General features: G+C 51.9%; 15 protein-coding genes. 7 read left to right on the top strand and 8 right to left on the bottom strand.

Annotated features, from left to right (window positions below; genetic code table 11):
* Window positions 1-154: 154 nt before the first annotated feature.
* The gene (locus A372_RS0114410) at window positions 155-1,078 is read right to left on the bottom strand and encodes an RluA family pseudouridine synthase (RefSeq protein ID WP_019421567.1); all 924 of its coding nucleotides are present in this window, start codon (window positions 1,076-1,078) and stop codon (window positions 155-157) included.
* Between the two features lie 278 nt (window positions 1,079-1,356).
* Here A372_RS0114410 and recQ point away from each other — a divergent pair, with 278 nt between their 5' ends.
* The 5 genes from recQ (at window position 1,357) to A372_RS0114435 (ending at window position 7,307) form a co-directional block, all read left to right on the top strand.
* Window positions 1,357-3,186, top strand: a complete 1,830-nt coding sequence (gene recQ / locus A372_RS0114415) for a DNA helicase RecQ (protein WP_019421568.1) — start codon at window positions 1,357-1,359, stop codon at window positions 3,184-3,186.
* A complete protein-coding gene (gene csaA / locus A372_RS0114420; RefSeq protein ID WP_019421569.1) occupies window positions 3,183-3,539 on the top strand; it encodes a chaperone CsaA in 357 nt (118 codons plus the stop codon). The genes recQ and csaA overlap by 4 nt, the downstream gene beginning before the upstream one ends.
* Before the next feature lie 43 nt (window positions 3,540-3,582).
* Window positions 3,583-5,379 carry a B12-binding domain-containing radical SAM protein gene (locus tag A372_RS0114425; RefSeq protein WP_019421570.1) on the top strand — a complete coding sequence of 599 codons (1,797 nt, stop codon included), beginning with the start codon at window positions 3,583-3,585 and terminating at the stop codon, window positions 5,377-5,379.
* A 482-nt stretch (window positions 5,380-5,861) separates the two neighbouring features.
* Window positions 5,862-6,764, top strand: a complete 903-nt coding sequence (locus A372_RS0114430) for a DUF2167 domain-containing protein (protein ID WP_019421571.1) — start codon at window positions 5,862-5,864, stop codon at window positions 6,762-6,764.
* 75 nt (window positions 6,765-6,839) lie between these two features.
* Window positions 6,840-7,307: a hypothetical protein gene (locus tag A372_RS0114435; protein ID WP_019421572.1), complete on the top strand. Its 468-nt coding sequence runs from the start codon at window positions 6,840-6,842 to the stop codon at window positions 7,305-7,307.
* A gap of 104 nt (window positions 7,308-7,411) precedes the next feature.
* Here A372_RS0114435 and A372_RS0114440 read toward each other — a convergent pair whose 3' ends face one another.
* The 6 genes from A372_RS0114440 to A372_RS33970 form a co-directional block, all read right to left on the bottom strand.
* On the bottom strand, window positions 7,412-8,152 hold the full coding sequence (locus A372_RS0114440) for an ABC transporter permease (protein ID WP_019421573.1): 741 nt from the start codon (window positions 8,150-8,152) through the stop codon (window positions 7,412-7,414).
* 1 nt (window position 8,153) lies between these two features.
* Entirely contained in the window at window positions 8,154-8,867 is a 714-nt protein-coding gene (locus tag A372_RS0114445) for an ABC transporter permease (RefSeq protein ID WP_019421574.1), read from the bottom strand.
* Window positions 8,864-9,778 (bottom strand): ABC transporter ATP-binding protein, encoded by a 915-nt coding sequence (locus tag A372_RS0114450; protein ID WP_019421575.1) that lies wholly within the window; start codon window positions 9,776-9,778, stop codon window positions 8,864-8,866. The genes A372_RS0114445 and A372_RS0114450 overlap by 4 nt, the downstream gene beginning before the upstream one ends.
* 70 nt (window positions 9,779-9,848) lie before the next feature.
* On the bottom strand, window positions 9,849-11,213 hold the full coding sequence (locus tag A372_RS0114455; RefSeq protein ID WP_019421576.1) for a sensor histidine kinase: 1,365 nt from the start codon (window positions 11,211-11,213) through the stop codon (window positions 9,849-9,851).
* Window positions 11,210-11,884, bottom strand: a complete 675-nt coding sequence (locus A372_RS0114460) for a response regulator transcription factor (RefSeq protein WP_019421577.1) — start codon at window positions 11,882-11,884, stop codon at window positions 11,210-11,212. Before A372_RS0114460 ends, A372_RS0114455 begins: the two co-directional genes overlap by 4 nt.
* 380 nt (window positions 11,885-12,264) lie before the next feature.
* On the bottom strand, window positions 12,265-13,500 hold the full coding sequence (locus A372_RS33970) for an MFS transporter (protein ID WP_019421578.1): 1,236 nt from the start codon (window positions 13,498-13,500) through the stop codon (window positions 12,265-12,267).
* 122 nt (window positions 13,501-13,622) lie between these two features.
* Between A372_RS33970 and A372_RS0114470 the strand changes: the two genes are divergently transcribed.
* On the top strand, window positions 13,623-13,946 hold the full coding sequence (locus tag A372_RS0114470) for an ArsR/SmtB family transcription factor (RefSeq protein WP_019421579.1): 324 nt from the start codon (window positions 13,623-13,625) through the stop codon (window positions 13,944-13,946).
* Between the two features lie 25 nt (window positions 13,947-13,971).
* Here the strand turns inward: A372_RS0114470 and A372_RS0114475 are convergent, their stop codons facing one another.
* Window positions 13,972-14,820: a CPBP family intramembrane glutamic endopeptidase gene (locus tag A372_RS0114475; protein WP_019421580.1), complete on the bottom strand. Its 849-nt coding sequence runs from the start codon at window positions 14,818-14,820 to the stop codon at window positions 13,972-13,974.
* Window positions 14,821-14,991: 171 nt separating this feature from the next.
* Here A372_RS0114475 and A372_RS0114480 point away from each other — a divergent pair, with 171 nt between their 5' ends.
* Window positions 14,992-16,842, top strand: a complete 1,851-nt coding sequence (locus A372_RS0114480) for a helix-turn-helix transcriptional regulator (RefSeq protein WP_019421581.1) — start codon at window positions 14,992-14,994, stop codon at window positions 16,840-16,842.
* Window positions 16,843-17,151 lie beyond the last annotated feature (309 nt).

Consider the following 17,151-nt stretch of genomic DNA (forward strand, 5'->3'; position numbering starts at 1 on the left):
CCAGTGGGAGAGTGAAGCAAAGAGCGCCACGAAAACTATTGCTTCGCTCAATCTGAGGCACGGGTGGCGAAACCGCATTCAGTATACAAAAAAACTCAAGCCTTATTTCAGCTTGAGCTTATAGCTCACCACCTGTGCTGTCTGGGTTAGTCCCTCATTCGGCCGAATCGTTGCGGAACGGACTCAGCAGCGCCTTGGGGATGTTAGTTTCGAATCGCATGTTGGTTCCTGTGGTCGGATGCACAAAAGCCAATACCCGCGCATGGAGTCCGAGCCGGCCAATCGGCTTTGTTTTCGCTCCGTACTTTTTATCCCCTACAATGGGATGTCCGATATCCTGCATATGGACACGGATTTGATTTTTCCGTCCTGTCTCCAGATGGACCTCCAATAAGGAGAAGTTCCGATTGGATTGCACGGTCTTATAATGAGTGATGGCATGCAAGCCGTCATTTGGATAGGGGCTCGAATACATTTTTAACGTTTTGCTTTCTTTCAGCCACGAGGAAATCGTACCCTCCGGCTTCTTGACCAATCCCTCCACCAGCGCGATGTAGGAGCGCTCCTGCACCATATCCTTCCACGATTGCTGCAGCTTCTGCTGCACCTTCTCGCTCTTCGCGAACATCATGACTCCGGATGTATCCCGATCCAGCCGGTGCACGACAAAGATCCGATGCTTGGGATTGTCTTTGCGAACGTGCGTCATCAGCTGCCGATAGGCTGTCAGCTCTTGCTCCTGCGCTGAAGCGATCGAGAGCAATCCGGCTTCTTTTTGAATGACGATAATGTCTTCGTCTTCGTGTAGAATGTTAAGCCCAATGAAAGGGGGCTCATCGGATATTCTATCCTTGGAAATCGTGATAGTGTGCCCAGGTTGAAGCGGGAAATTGTATTTCGTCACCACCCGGTCATTTACGGAGACTTGTCCGCGCGCCAAAATGGATTTAACAGAGTTGCGTCCCATATTGGACATTACAGTCAATAAATAGGGCAGCAATTCCATCGGTTCCTTGACCGTATACCGTTTAGGCGCGGAATGGTGGCTGGAATGTGAATGATGTGCTTTCTTCTTCATGTCATACCTCCTGTTACATCGCTAACGAAGCTCACGAGAAGCAGACGACGGTAAAATCTTCTCCATCCAGTTCTAACCTCGCATATCGAATGTTCTTACTATAGCAAAAAGCCCGTTCGGATGCACGGAATCCCATCGTGAACAAGGGAATTCAATACCGTGCGCACAAAGGCCATGATATAATGGGGTCAATGTGATTTCGATTATAGACGTCGTTCGTGAGCTCGTTAATTATCGCTAACCTTGTATTAAAATGGGAGAAAAAAGGAGTTATTGCAATGATATCGATGGACCAAGCGCGAAGCACGTTGAAGCGGGTGTACGGCTACGATGACTTCCGCGCGGGACAGAAGCGGATTATACAATATATTATAGAAGGAAAAAATACGGTGGGCATCATGCCGACGGGAGGCGGGAAATCGATCTGCTATCAGCTCCCCGCACTGCTTCTGCCGGGCGTGACACTGGTCGTATCCCCGCTCATTTCGCTTATGAAGGATCAGGTTGATGCGCTGCATAGCTTGGGTGTCGACGCGGCCTTCATCAACAGCACACTGGAGCTCGGGGAAGCGGGAGGCATTTTGCGCCAGGCGCAGAACGGGCGCTTGAAGCTGCTCTACGTGGCCCCGGAACGGCTCGAAAGCGAATGGTTCCGAGAGCGCGCCAAGACGCTCCCTATCTCGTTCGTGGCCGTGGATGAAGCGCACTGCGTCTCGCAATGGGGGCACGACTTCCGCACGAGCTACCGGGCCATCGCCCCGTTCATGAGAGAACTGGAGGTAGCCGGGCGACCGCGGCCGTTGATGGCGGCGTTCACGGCGACCGCCACGCCCGAGGTGACCGAGGATTTGACCCGGCTTCTGGAGCTCGGAGATTCGGAGCTGGTCGTCACTGGTTTCAAGCGGGACAACCTGGCCTTTACCGTGCTGCGCGGGGAAGAGCGCAAGGCGTTCGCGCTGGATTACGTGCGCAGGCGCGAGCATCAAGCGGGCATCATATACGCCTCGACCCGCAAGGATGTGGAAGATCTGCACGAGATGCTCCGTCGTGCGGGCGTCGCGGCCGGCCGCTATCATGCGGGCTTGGACGACGAGGAGCGGGTGCGCATGCAGGAGGCATTCCTGTACGACGACGTCCGCGTCATCGTGGCGACGAATGCGTTCGGCATGGGCATCGACAAGTCGAACGTGCGCTATGTCCTGCACTATAACATGCCGAAGCATATGGAAGCGTATGTGCAGGAGGCGGGCCGTGCAGGGCGGGATGGCGAGCCGAGCGAGTGCGTGCTGCTGTTCCATCCGCAGGATATTTTGACGCAGAAATTTTTCATTGAACAGAGCGAAGCGTCTCCGGAACGGAAGACGCACGAATATAAGAAGCTGCAGTCCATGATCGACTATTGTTACACGACGGGCTGCTTGCAGAACTACATGCTGCGTTACTTCGGAGAAGAAGGGGAAGAGCCGTGCGGCACGTGCGGCAGCTGCAAGGACGAGCGCGAATCGATCGACATTACGACGGAAGCGCAGAAGATCTTCTCTTGCATCTATCGCATGCGCGAGCGATTCGGCGTATCGATGGTCGCTTCCGTGCTGAAAGGCTCACGCAACAAGAAGGTCATTCAATACGGCTTCGAGAAGCTGTCGACGCATGGGGAAATGCGCCACTTGACGGAGAAGGCGATTGCCGATCTGATCTACGTGCTCATTGCCGAAGGCTATTTGCAGCTGAGCGAGGGCCAATATCCTGTCGTCCGTCTGCTTCCGCCTGCGGCAGAGGTGCTTAAGGGACAGCGGCAAGTGACGCAGCGTGTAGCTAAGTCGTTGAAGCCGAAGACCGCGTCAGCTGTGGATGAAACGGTATTTGAACAGCTGCGGCTGCTGCGGCGTGAACTGGCCCAGAAGGCAGGTGTCCCGCCGTATATCGTATTTAACGATAGCACCTTGCGTGAATTGGCGGAGGTGCAGCCGACCACGGAAGCAGATATGCTGCGCATCAAAGGGGTCGGTGAAGCGAAGCTGAAGCAATTCGGCTCACCGTTTTTGGCGTTTTTTCAGCAACGGGATGAAGAGGCAGCCAAGCTTGATAATCAGGAGGAATGGATATGATGGAAGATAACGAAATAACTACCCTTGCATCTATTGAGGATTTCATGAAGCTGGATGTGCGTGTTGGCACGATCGTAGAGGCTGAGCCGTTCGAGAAGGCGCGCATACCGGCGATTAAGCTATGTATTGACTTCGGTCCGCTCGGCAAGAAGCGCTCAAGCGCGCAGATTACAAAGCGTTACACACCAGACACGCTCGTCGGCCGGCAGGTTGTAGCGGTCGTGAACTTTCCGCCGCGGCGCATTGCGGGCTTTGATTCCGAGGTGCTCGTCCTAGGCGGAGTTCCGGACAGCGGCGATGTCGTCCTGCTTCGACCGGATGAGGAAGTCCCGAACGGAACGCCGATTGCGTAAGCGGCTGGCATGTCCCGGTTGTGCAGACGAGAAAGGAGCTACCATGAAAGTTGTACTTACTACGTTGAATGCGAAATATATTCACACCTCGCTCGCCATCCGTTATTTAAAGGCGAGTTGCGAGCATGAATTCGACGTCGAACTAGCCGAATATACGATTAAAGATCCGTCGATGAATATCGTCTCCGATCTGTATCAGCGGAAGGCAGATGTTATCGGATTCTCCTGCTACATTTGGAACATCGAAGAAACGATTCAAGTGGTCAGCATGTTGAGAAAAGTTCGGCCTGACGTGCGCATTGTACTGGGCGGACCGGAGGTGTCCTATGACACTGACTATTGGATGAAGCGGCTGCCTGACGTCAACTTCATCGTCATCGGCGAAGGGGAGGAGACATTCCTTCACCTGCTCCGTGAAATTCGCGATGAACAGAAATATCACTTTGTATTTGGACTGGCGTACCGCAAGGGAGAAGAGGTCATAATCAACGCTCCCCGTCCGAAGCTGGATCTGAATAACATTCCTTCACCACACCGTTTTGCGGAGGATGTTCCGACACTGGGCAAACGTGTCGTCTACTTCGAGACGAGCCGCGGCTGTCCGTTCAGCTGTCAATTCTGTCTGTCGAGCATCGAGGTGGGTGTGCGTTATTTTGATATTGAACGGACTAAGGCAGACTTGGTCTATTTAATCGATAACGGCGCCAAGCTGATTAAGTTCGTCGATCGGACGTTCAACATTAAACGTGAGTATGCGATGGAAATGTTCCAATTCCTCATTGATAACCATCGGGGATGCGTATTCCAGTTCGAGATTACGGCGGACATTATGCGTCCGGAGGTGCTCGACTTCCTGGCGGAGAATGCGCCTCCCGGTATCTTCCGATTTGAAATCGGCGTGCAATCGACGAACGATCCGACGAACGAGCTCGTCAAGCGGCGTCAGAACTTCACGAAGCTGACGCGCACAGTGACAAAGGTGAAGGAGAGCGGCAAGATTGACCAGCACTTGGACCTTATCGCAGGCCTGCCGCTGGAGGATTACGACACGTTCCGCAAAACGTTCAACGACGTGTTTGAGCTTCGGCCTGAAGAGCTGCAGCTGGGCTTCTTGAAAATGCTGCGTGGAACAGGATTGCGTCTGGACGCGGACAAGTACGGCTATGTCTATATGGATCATGCGCCCTATGAGATGCTTGGCAATGAGGTGCTGCCGTTCGAGGATGTAGTCCGCTTGAAGCGATTGGAGGACGTGCTCGAGAAGTACTGGAACTCGCATCGCATGGACCGCACGATGGAGCATCTCATGCAGCGTGAATTTGCATCTCCGTTTGATTTCTTTCAGGCGTTCGGGGATTATTGGGAAGCGAATGGCTGGCAGAAGATTGGCCATCAGCTGGAAGATTTGTTCGTGCGGCTGAGCTCCTTCCTGACAGACCATGGCTTGCAGCGGCCTGACGTGGCGCATGGTCTGATGAAGATGGACTACTTCATGAACCACAAATACAAGCCGCGCAAAATATGGTGGGACGTCGCGGTGAGGAAAGAGGAAGCCCTGCATATGCTGCGCGTGGCTGCGAATCATCCCGACCGGATCTCAGCAGACTTTGCCGCACTTGGTCTCAGCGAGAAGGAACTGCTTAAGCACGCGGTCGTGGAGCGGTTGCCGTTCGATACAGCCCAGTGGCTGCGCCTGGAACCATCCGTTGCGGAAGCTGTGTCCGCACAGCAGGGGGCGAAGCTGGAAGAACCGACGATCCTTATCGTACTTTACCAACAGACGAATGACGAGACACCTCTCCTGTTCGCTGTACCTGAACGCGTTATAGCCGGCAAGTAAGGTAGTTAGCTGATAGCAGCCGTTTTGTTTTTCAAGTGCCGCACTCCAAATTCAAGTAATTAGATGCCGCAAGAACAGCCCTAGATAATGTCGAAGTTTGTCGCATGAATATTCCGTATTTTAATAGTCCAAGCCTGATTGAATAAGGTAAGGATCTAAAGATACAAATTTTTTGCGGAAACATCTCTTCTGGGATGTGACACAAATAGACTATTCGTGATGAGAGTGCTGCAGAGAGTTTTCCTAACCAGCGCCGTTGAGAATGCCTGTTCTCTGGGTCTTGAACGTAATATTGATGAAGGCGCAGATGGTTCACTCATCTTCCACATCGGGTTAGATGACTGCAATGCAACGATACTGAGCGGCTACAGAAAATATAAGGAAAAAAGTCATGGTCTTTTTAGCTCATTTATCTCTGGTAATTATTCCTGTATAGTATATCGGGGTTAAAAAAGAGATAAATGTTCTAGGAGGAAAAGACCTTGAAAAGTTGGTTACAAAGATGCACTGTGATCGTTGCTAGTGTTGCAATCTTGTTCGGGGGCATCTCGCAAGCGGGAGCAGAACCGGTATTGAATTGGGTAGAAGGAACGGGTCAATCCATCGATATGGGTGAGGGTTTGGCGTCCTTTACGCTGCAAGAAGATATGATCTTTTTGAATGGCAAGGATGCACAGACGTTCCAAACGGAGAGTGGCGGCAAGCCGTCCGGCGAAGAAATTGGAGCTGTGTTCCCAGCAGCTGAAGATGCGACTTGGGGCGTATTCATTGAATATACCAATTCCGGTCATATCAAAGACGATGAGAAAGATAAGATTGATGCAGATGAGCTGCTTCAGAGCTACAAGAACGGAACCGAAGCTGCGAATGAGGAGTTGGATCCGAGCCGACACCTATTCGTGGATAGCTGGGATATCGAGCCTTCCTATAACGCAACGACGAAGCGGCTAACGTGGTCACTGCTTGCGCACAACTCCAGTAATGAGAAGATTGTAAATTACAACGAACGGATTTTGACGCGTGAAGGTTATATTTCCATCGTTCTGGTTTCTGATCCCGATCATCTGGCGGCAGACCGTGTCGAAATGGAGAAGACGGTACTGTCTAGCTTTAAGGTGAAGGAAGGAAAACGGTACGAGGATTTCGATAAATCTACCGATAAGGTGGCTGAATACGGCCTTACCGGACTCGTACTTGGCGGTGCGGGTTTGGCCGTTGCCAAAAAAGTCGGATTTTTAGCGCTAATTTTGGGCTTGTTCAAAAAGTTCTGGATCGTGGTAGTAGCTGCGATCGCCGGGCTATGGCGCCTTATTACGGGGAAAAAGAAAAAAGAGGAAACTACGGTTCCACCTTCTAATGATGACACTCCACAGTCGCTGACATAGGAAGATGGATTCTGCCGGTATGTGATATGGCAGGGCATCATCTTTGGAAAGTGTGGACATGAGGAGAATGAATAGATGACAGCGATGATGAAATATCGTTCGCAATCCGATCCAGACACGCATACGCAGAGCGCAAAAGAACTGTTCAACCTCGTATGGGAGCTGCTGGAGAAAACGACCCGCACGCAGGAAGAGACGGATCAGATGATTCATGCGGCTCATGCTTCCCGGTATCATTGGGGGGTAGCAGGAAATGAACTTCAATTCGCACGGGGAGAATGGCAAATTTCCCGCGTATATTCGACGGCAGGAATGGCTGAATCCGCGATGTATCATGCGAGACGGTGTGTGGATATATGCCGGAAATATAACCTAGGCGCATTTGATATGGCTTACGCCTATGAAGCTCTGGCCAGAGCTTCCAGTCTGCTGAATAAAGCGGAGGATGTAGAAGGTTATATTTCGAGGGCGGAAGAGCTTGCCCGGCATGTTGAGAACGAAGAGGATCGCCGTTATCTTACAGATGACTTAAAGACAATATAACACCGATATGACGCATGAATAACGCAACGCAGCGCAGCGTCCCAATGCTTGAATGGCAAGGAGTTTTCTCCTGGCCGTCCGGCATGAGGGACGCTGTTTTTGCTTTATATTTCTTTTCGGCTGAAATACATTAATCCCGCACTCAGGAATGCGATGAAGCTGCCGGCAATGATGAACAGCAGCGTCTCCATCGGCATGTTGAAAGCTCCGTAGTTATTATCGCTAATCAGCAGCATGGATCGAGCCGGTTGGGACCAGGGATACCACGGCCCGTACGTCTCCGAACTGACGACAAGCATGTTCGGCAGCGTCAGCATGACGTTGATGGCGAGCGGCGCCGCGAAGCTGGCCCAGGCCGTGGAAACGAACAACTGCAGCGCGGCAAGCGGCAGCGTGGCGAACCAACCGCTGCATGCGCGTCTAGCGAACTCGTCCCACGGAACAATATTCATCTCATATCCCTTCAGGAAGCCGACGGCAATAATGCCTGCTGTGAACAGCAGTTGAGCCAGCGCCAGCAAGAGCACAACGTGGAGGAACTTGGCCATATATAACCCGCTGCGCGATACAGGCAGGGCGAGGAGCTGCTTCCAGCCCCCGCCGTTATGTTCATAGCGGCATACGAAGGCGGAGAATACGCCTGTCAGCAGCGGCAGGAACAAAAGGGCGTGTATGCTGGCCATAATAGTCCACAGCAGCGGCCAAGCGTTCAACTCGGCATCCCTGTTCACCTCAAGCAGGCCGAGCAAGGACGCGAGCAGTGGACTGACGAATATTAGGAGCCAGATATTTGACTTGCGCAGCTTCATTCCTTCCGAATGGAACACATTCATAAAGGATTTCATGCTAATTCACATCCCTTCTGGCAAAATGGACGAGGCTTGCCGTGTAGATGACGGCGCCTGCCGCCAACCCGGCCAGAACGGAATATTCGGGCACGTCCGCCGCGTTTACTAAATGAGGCCATTTCAGCGGGATCCAATCCGGCATTTTTATGGAATACAGGGACAAAATCGTGCCCATGATTCCGCAGGTAAGCGGGATGGCTTGATTGCGCATCACGATGGACAGCCATAGCTGCAGGGCCAATACCGGCATGGCGGCAAAGAATGGATAGAAGCTGATGATGAACAGTCTTTGCCAAGGAATATCCCAACCGAATCCGAGTCCGGCGCCGAGAAGGATGGAGCCGGCCGCAAGCAGCACACAGGCGCTAAGCAGAAGGATGAGGTTGAGTGCGAATTTGGCGGTAAAGACGTGAAAGCGCGATACGGGCAGCGCCAACAGCTGCTTCCATGAATTCAGCCGATGCTCCAGTCCGGCGATCATCGACGCAATGAGCGTAATGCCGAACAGAAGCGCCGGTGCAGCCAAGTATTGAACATTATTCAGCAAGCCGCCCCACAGATCATCGGCATACAACTTCGTCAAATAGTCATAGCGCAGGCTGAAGTTGATTGCTTGCAGACTGACAACGCCGAACGGACCAAGGAAGATGAGCAGCCAAATCCACGTACGGCGGATTTTCATAAAATCGGACGACAGCACCTTGCCTATCATTGTCTGCTCCCCTCCCTGGTAAGAGCCAGGAACATCTCTTCGAGCGATTGGCGTTTCTCTTCCACCCGGTAGACGGAATGGTTGTTGCGAACGAGCAGCTCGACAATGGCGGCTACCTTGTTGTCCGGCATATAATCGAGAACTAACGATTCCTCGTTGAATTCTGCGCTGCAGCCAGAGGAGGCAAGCGTACGGAATGCCTGATCCGGGTTCGACACCGCGATTTGAATGCGATGCTGCGCCTGATTGTGCAGCGAGTCGATCGTGTCTTGAAATACCATCTCGCCGTGCTGGATGATACCGACGCGATTCGCCATCTGCTCCACTTCGCTCAACAAGTGGCTCGATACGAGCACCGTAATGCCGTGCTGCTGCGGCATGCTTTTAATCAGCTCGCGAATTTCCAAAATACCGGACGGGTCCAGACCGTTCGTTGGCTCGTCCAAAATGAGCAGCTCAGGCTGGCCCAGCAAGGCGCAAGCGATCCCAAGCCGCTGCTTCATGCCGAGGGAGTAGCCTTTCACCGGGCGCTTCGCATCTTGCGTCAAGCGGACGATAGACAATACTTCATCGATGCGGGATTTCGGCACATCCAAGATGCGGCGAATCGCCTCCAAATTTTCGTATCCTGTCAAATGACCATAGTAGGACGGATATTCAACCAAGGAGCCGACCTTTTTCAAGATCGACATCCGGTGCTTGTGCAAGTCTTTGCCGAAAATGTGAATGCGGCCCTGGCTCGGGCGAATCAGACCGAGCAGCATACGAATGGTCGTCGTCTTGCCAGCGCCGTTCGGGCCGAGAAAGCCGTAAATATCACCGCGCCGTATGTTCAAGGTAACTTCATTCACCGCTTTGCGCGCGCCATATTGCTTCGTTAATCCTTGAGTCTGAATAATGTACTCACTCAACTGGAATCACCTCGGTATATATGCTAACTGCCGAAGGTTAAATGAACGGGACTCGCAGGTTAATTCCAGTTTAATTTTTCGGATACATGAGGGTGATTGTGCCTCCGGAATTGCTGGCGACCTCCCAATGCAGCCGCATCTCCTGCACCATGAGCGCCACGATTGTCAGGCCGATGCCCGCGCCCTTTCCTTGGGAGACGGCTTCCATGCCCGGACCGCGGTCCTCGATGACGAGCGCTTCGCGTCCTGTGCGCATCTCCGTGCGTATCCCGATATAGCGGCCAGAAGCGGCGTGGCGCAATACATTTTGGAATAGATTGTCCAAGATGCGGGCGAACCATTGCGGGTCCACCTCCCATATAAGGGGATGCTCCGGCAAATCGACATTCACTTCGAAGCCCTCTTTCTCCCATACAGGGAACCATCCTGCCGCGGAAGCGCGAACGAGACGCAAAATATCGGTCCGCTCCGGATGAAACTCGTACTTTTTGGCGGACAAGAGGGTATAGGAGAGCAAATTGTCGATAAGCTGGGCCAAGTCGCCCACTTTCGTATCAATAAGCGTCAAAGACTGCATGCCGCGGTCGGACAGCGGCTCCTGCTGCAGGGAATGGGCATGGCCGCGTATCGTCGTCAGCGGGGTGCGCAGATCATGCGATAGATTCGCGATAAGCTTCTTGCGCAGATCCTCCTCTTCCCGTTGCCGCTGCCGGCTTTGCTGCAATTCGCCAATCATGCGGTTGAACGCGTGCTCGAGCTGGCCGATTTCATCGGAGCTCCTAACTTCTACAGGCGCCGGTATCCCGCTCCCGTCAGGCGATGTCATCGCTTCTTCCAGATGGACGAGCCGGCTTCGCAGCCGATAGAAGAACCACCAGGAGGACGCGATGAACAGCACGAATACGGCAATGACGATGATGAAGACGTGCGCGCTGTCAAATGAAGCGTTGGACACCATCAGCTTACGGGGAACCTGGATAACGATGAAGCCCTGTTCTGGCTGTTGCCCGATAAAGGCGACGGCGGTGAACGGATCGCCATTGAAGCTTTGCTTCATGAAGGCGATGCTGTCACCGGCGCTCCACTGCCGCGGGATGCCGGGCCGCTCGGGCAGCATGAGGCGCGTTCGTCCCGTCTGATCGACCCAGAATAGGTCGGCTTTCGGAAATTCCCGCTTCAATTCGCGCAGCCTCTGCGCAATCGCTGCTTCCTTCGCATCCTTCAAGGCGGCTGCCTCTTCGTGCCACCGTTTCTCAAGACGATCGCCGCCCGCATAAATATTTTCCTTCAGCTTCGCCTCATTGCTATAGTCAGTCGTTAACTGATACAAGATGGAGGCCAGCGGAAATATAATCGGCCATATGACGAGCGCGGCGAAGACGATGAGCATGTAGCGGACTAACAGCGACTTGCGAAAAAGAACGCGCGGCTTCATAGCTTCAACCGGTAGCCAATCCCGCGAATCGTCTCGATGATGCCGGGTTGGCTGGGATCGGATTCAATCTTTTCCCGCAAGTGCCGGATATGAACCATGAGCGTCTTGTCCCCCTCGATGTAGGACTCTCCCCAGACGCCTTCATATATTTGTTCCTTCGTTAAAATCTGATTGCGGTGGCGCAGCATGTATGTAAAAATATGATACTGTTTGCCTGTCAGCACAAGCTCTTCGTTGGTACGCGTATCCACGATGCGATTTTCCCCGAGATAGACGTGCAAATGCTTCAGTTCCGTAATTGCCGCCTCCTGCTTCTCGTAGCGCCGGAGCAGCACCTCGATTCTCGCTGCCAGCTCGTCAGGGTGAAACGGCTTGGTTACATAATCATCTGCGAACTGCAAGCCGTACAGCTTATCGTCGATGGCCGTGCGTGCGGACAGCATCAGGATGGGGGTATGGGGGTGTTCTTTTTTGAGCCGCTGACCGATCGTGAAGCCGTCAAGACCAGGCAGCATCACATCCAATAGAACAAGATCGCTGTTCTCTGCTGCATCTAAAGCCTGATCCCCAGAAGTAAGCCAGACCACCTCGTATCCCTTCTCGTGCAAATATTCGCTTGTCCACTGACCAATCTCTTGATCGTCTTCAATATACAGAAGTCGTTGTTTCATATTTGTTCGTGTCCCTTTCCGGCGTTATTGATGTGTAATCACAAAAAAGAAGCTGACGTCATGGGACGCCAGCTCAATAAGGGTAGGGTTACTGAGTTGGACTCATGTAATTGCGTGTATCCCTTCAATTCCAATTTTAAGAGTGCGGTAAATCTTTATATAGAAGACGGCGGCCCCATCTCGTATGAAAGAACAGACGTTTCAAGATGAAATATAGTTTATTCGCGGTCCAATAAAGTCCTAGAGCAACTGGCATTCTCCATAGGAAGAGAAGCGATAAGCCTGTCGCAAGCACAGGAAGCAGGCTCGCACCTAGCCCTTTCGTATAGTTATTCACTTTATACGAAAGACTGGGCGAAGTGTTTCACAAAATCCGGACGTTAGCTCCCAACGTTCGACGCCGAGGCGGAAGAGGTGACAGTTGACACGATCGTTATTGGTTTTAATATATGGCGAAACAGGATTAACGCAGCGGTATAGCTAAGCATCGTCAGGATAACTATAGCGGGAAAACCCGCTACCCGGGCATAGAGCAGGCCGGCCAATGAAGAACCGATCATCGTTCCGCCATACATAGAGCTGTTCGCCAGCGCGGCAATCGTTCCTCTTGCGGAAGGCTGCTGCTTCTGCAGCGTGTTCATCAGAAGCGGGAACAGAATGCCTCCCATGCAAGCAATCATCATATAAGCGAAGCCGACGACAGCAATATGATCGCCCCACATGACGAGCAAATACATGCTTATCATGCCGAGCAGAGCTGCCGTTACAGTAGCGCGAGTGCCCAGCCAGCGCTCGACTGGCGCGGTCATCAAGCTGCCGGCCAAATTGCCGATGCCGAAGACGAGGATGAACAGCCCTGTCTGTTGCACGGATAGCGCGAAATCATCCGCCAGCCAATTTCCCAAGAAGGAGAAGGTGGCAAAGGTGCCGAGCTGATATAAGAAATAACCGAGAAACGCCGCAATGGTTCGTCGCTCAGACAGCACGAATCGATATTGCTTCGCCAGCACGGTGACGGATACCCCATTCCGCTGTCGCGGCGGAATCGATGGCAGCTTCACAGTCAGAAGAACTGTGATGATTAGCGCTGCCCCGGCTACCGCAAAGAACGGGAAGCGCCAGTTGCTTGCGGCCAGCACACTGCCGAGCGGTACACCCATGCATTGGGAGACGGCTAGCCCTGCAGTGGCTGCGCTCATTGCTTTGACGACGTGGTGAGCAGGCAATAGCTGCGGAATGGAGGCCCACACTTGGGGAGAGGCGATGGCTGCGCTGATTCCCGCGAGTGCACGCAAGGCAAGCAGGGTGGAAAAATCAGCTGCCAGGCCACAACCTGCAGTAAAGAGGGAAAATCCAATCATGCCTGCCACAAGGCATGATTTGCGATTGAATCCGTCGGATAACGGACCAGCGATTAGGGCAAAGCCCGCATAGCCGAGCGCATAGGCCGATACGAGCCATCCCGACTGCTCAGCCGAAATATGTAATACCTGTCTTAAGGTAGGCAGCAAAGGGGAGACGATAAACGTGTCCGTGCCGATAACAAACATCGTGAAGAAGAACAATGCCATTATAATTCGAGCATGTGGTTGTGTGTCCGTTGATTTTAGTTGCATGTTGCTTGTCCTCCTGAAGAGCATCTGAATGAGTTGCGATTGAAAAGGCGCGCACCTAAATTCAATAGTTCGAGTGTATTCGAACTATTGAATGATGTCAACGATTGAAGTACAATGTTACTATGAGAACTTTATACCATCCGGAAACGGAACAGATTGAATTGCAGCATGTTTTCTACGCATTAAGCGAGCCTATTCGCTTCACCATAGTGCTGCAGCTAATGGATGCATCGGAATTGTCTTGCGGCGGATTTGAATTGGCGCTGCCAAAATCAACCCTGTCCCATCACTTTAAAGTGCTGCGGGAGTCAGGGGTCATTCGGACACGACTGGAGGGGACTCAGCGGTTTATCTCATTGCGGACGATGGATTTGGAATCACGCTTTCCTGGATTGTTGAAGGTCATTCGGGAGAGTGCCGCGGGAAACGTGGCACACGAAGCATAAGCAGATTGATCGCAAGCTGACCGCCCTATAGAGGCGGTCTTTGCGTTGAGGATGCTGCTGCTTGCCGAAGCGGAGCTATTGGAAGACGACGGAATACCCATACAGCTAATCCAACGTAACACAGCATGGTGATTACACTGTTGTCTCCGCTAATATAATAGGCAGAATCAGATGTTGGCGTCGTAATCACAGCCATAATCATCCAAGTCAAATTATGCGCCGTATGCAGAATGGAAGCCGGCCATACGCTTGAAGTACGCAGGCGCACATAACCGATAAATGGCCCGAGGCACAAGGTGCTGACGACAATGAATACACAGGCGAGCAAGGGATTCTGTTCCGCATGATAGCTGCCTGCGATGAGAATCATCGGCACATGCCACACTCCGTGAATGAACCCGCTAATGAGCAGGGCCCGGCGTTCTCCGCAGGCGGATGCAAGCAGCGGAAGCCAATATCCCCGCCATCCCAATTCTTCGCCTAAGGAACTGGTCAATACGTTCATAAGGAACGTAATCACAATTACGATTGGAAATTCACTCCATGGATATCCTTGGAAGTCATTTGGCACATGCAACGTCAGCAAAGAGGCTGCCCAAGCAATAGCATAACTGAGCACAATGATGGCAACTGGTATGATTAGACTTGCCGCCCACATGTGCAGTCCGAGACGGTGCAAGCCAAGTCTTGCCCATCCTGCTCGCTTCCAGCCGTCACGCGTCACGATGAACATCATAAGCACAGCGGCGATGGTAGGCGTCAACATATAGGCAAAGGAACTGATGTTCGGAATGAAACTGAATCCGAGTCCTAGGACGAGCACAAGTGCCATATAGGTGTAAGCTTTTGACCGATCTGATAAGTTATAAAACATGATGCATTCCTCCATGCTTTTCTTTTTTTCGCCTTATTAGCGCGTGTTCAAAGGGTGACTTTTTGAACAACCTCTATTAGCATATTAAAATGAACATTAGACACCTAGTGAGGAACATCGGAAATTGCAATCATATGAATATCACATTTTGCGAATGAAAGAGGAATGGTCATGAAAGAACGGCAATGGCATTGGATTGATTGGGCTTTACTGAGCCTTTATGGATTGTGGATAGTCTCCGGCATCTTGTATATGCTATTCACTCCCGGCTTTGTAACGCTTCCGGCTTGGCAAGCCTACAGTTTGTTCATTCTGTCCGGTGTAATTCCCTTATGGTTTTGGAGACCGGGATACATACGTCCGCGCCTATTTATTGCCTCGGAAATAATTTGTGCGGGCGGAATCAATGTGATCATGCATTTCTCGATGCCGATGTATCTAGACAATATGGTTGTTCCTTCGCTGTTAGCCGGATTTCTTTCATCCAAAAGGATGGTTTGGTGGTCGGCTCCTATCTTTACATTGTTTCCGTTACTAGGAATTTGGAGCGGAAAGATTGCCTGGTTTACTGTGCCGGATGAGATGATAAACCACCTCATTTTGTTTGGTATCGGATATGGCTTTAATGTCTTCTTGCATACCCAACAGCGGTTGCAGCAGCTGCTGCGTGAGAACGAACGGCAATTCCTCACGATTCAACAATATGCGGAGCAAGTGGAAAGACTTACGGTGCAGGAGGAGCGCTCCCGTGTCGCGGGGGAGTTGCATGATGCTCTGGGTCATTCGCAGGCAGCGCTCATTATGGGACTGGAGACGGTAAATTCGTTGCTGGACACTGAGCCGGAACAAGCGAAGCAGCGCTTGCGCAGTGTGCTGCAGCACGCCAGAAGCAGCTTTGCAGCGGTGCGTCATCATATACATGGCATAGCCTTAGTAGAGGATTCGGAGATAGATATGACCGAGCATGTGCGGAACATGCTGAACAGGATGAGCGAACAGACAGGAATCAAGAGTCGTCTCAATGTGAGGGGAACGCCTCAGTTCATACCATTTGTTCATCGTGTGACGTTGGAGCGGTGCGTGCAAGAAGCGATTACGAATGCTGTGCGCCATGGTCAAGCGGAACAAATTGAGGTGGAAATGACGTATGCCGCCAGTAAAATAAGTGTGACAATTGAGGATGATGGGGTTGGGAATGACGGACTCACATTTGGCTATGGGCTGACGTCGATGCAAGAGCGTCTGCAAGCTTACGGAGGCTCGCTGGACATCGCGTCGCATCCTGATGGAGGCACACGGGTGAGTTGCTGTCTTCCCGCTGTGCAGCAGCCTGAATCTGAACCGCCAATACGATTGTTCATGGCAGATGACGAACAGCTAATAAGAGAGAGTTTGAGTTTTTTGGCAGAAAAAGAGCAGGGGCTAATTGTTTCAGGAACGGCTGCCAACGGTCGTGAAGCCATTGAACGCATAGCCGGGGCGGAAGCAGAACCGCATGTTGTTCTGATGGACATTCGTATGCCTGAGATGGACGGTATTGCTGCGGCACTAGAAATAAAGGAGCGCTGGCCGCATATCAAGCTGATTATGCTGACTACGATCGATGAGATGGAGCATGCGGTACAGGCCATCGAAGCCGGAGCGGAAGGCTACTTGCTCAAGTCTATTCATCCGCAGGAGTTATTTGCGATGATTCGCCTTGTATCCCGTGGCAGCACATTTGTGCCGCAGTCGTTGGCGCTGGCCATGACCGAACAGATAAAGCGGGGGCAGACGGAAGGAGCAGAAATAACCGGAGCTGAAGAGGCCTCCACCGAAGATCCGTTTGGTCTTACAGAACGGGAACGCGAGGTGCTGCATTATTTGGCGGAAGGAATGAAGTATCGGGAAATCGCGGCAAAGTTATATTTGTCGGAGGGTACCGTACGCAATTACGTGTCCAGCCTGTATGCGAAGCTAGGCGTTCATGACCGCCAGTCCGCAGCGAATGCGGCCCGCAGGGCCAAGCTCGTGCGAGATTAATAAACACAAAATACTGCTGAAAGAGCTTCGAAGAAAGGGCAAATTTAAGTTAACTAATCAATTATTGAGGATGCGGCGTTGAGTGTCTAGTGACACCAACAGATGTCAGCAACCTCTTTCTTTGGCACATCTTTGCTGCAATACAAAATCAATTCCTGCAACGTCCCAACTTATACATTGATACGGCGTCGATCTGAAGCCGGGAGATATTATCTTGACTATTGAGGGGAAAAACGCCATAGCTCATTTTAAGCAACTAGAAAAAATTATTTCCGGAGCAGTGCAGCATAAACGGTTTAGTGCTTCTTT

This window comes from Paenibacillus sp. OSY-SE (genome assembly GCF_000283315.1).
GTDB classification, from domain to species: Bacteria; Bacillota; Bacilli; order Paenibacillales; family Paenibacillaceae; genus Paenibacillus_B; species Paenibacillus_B profundus.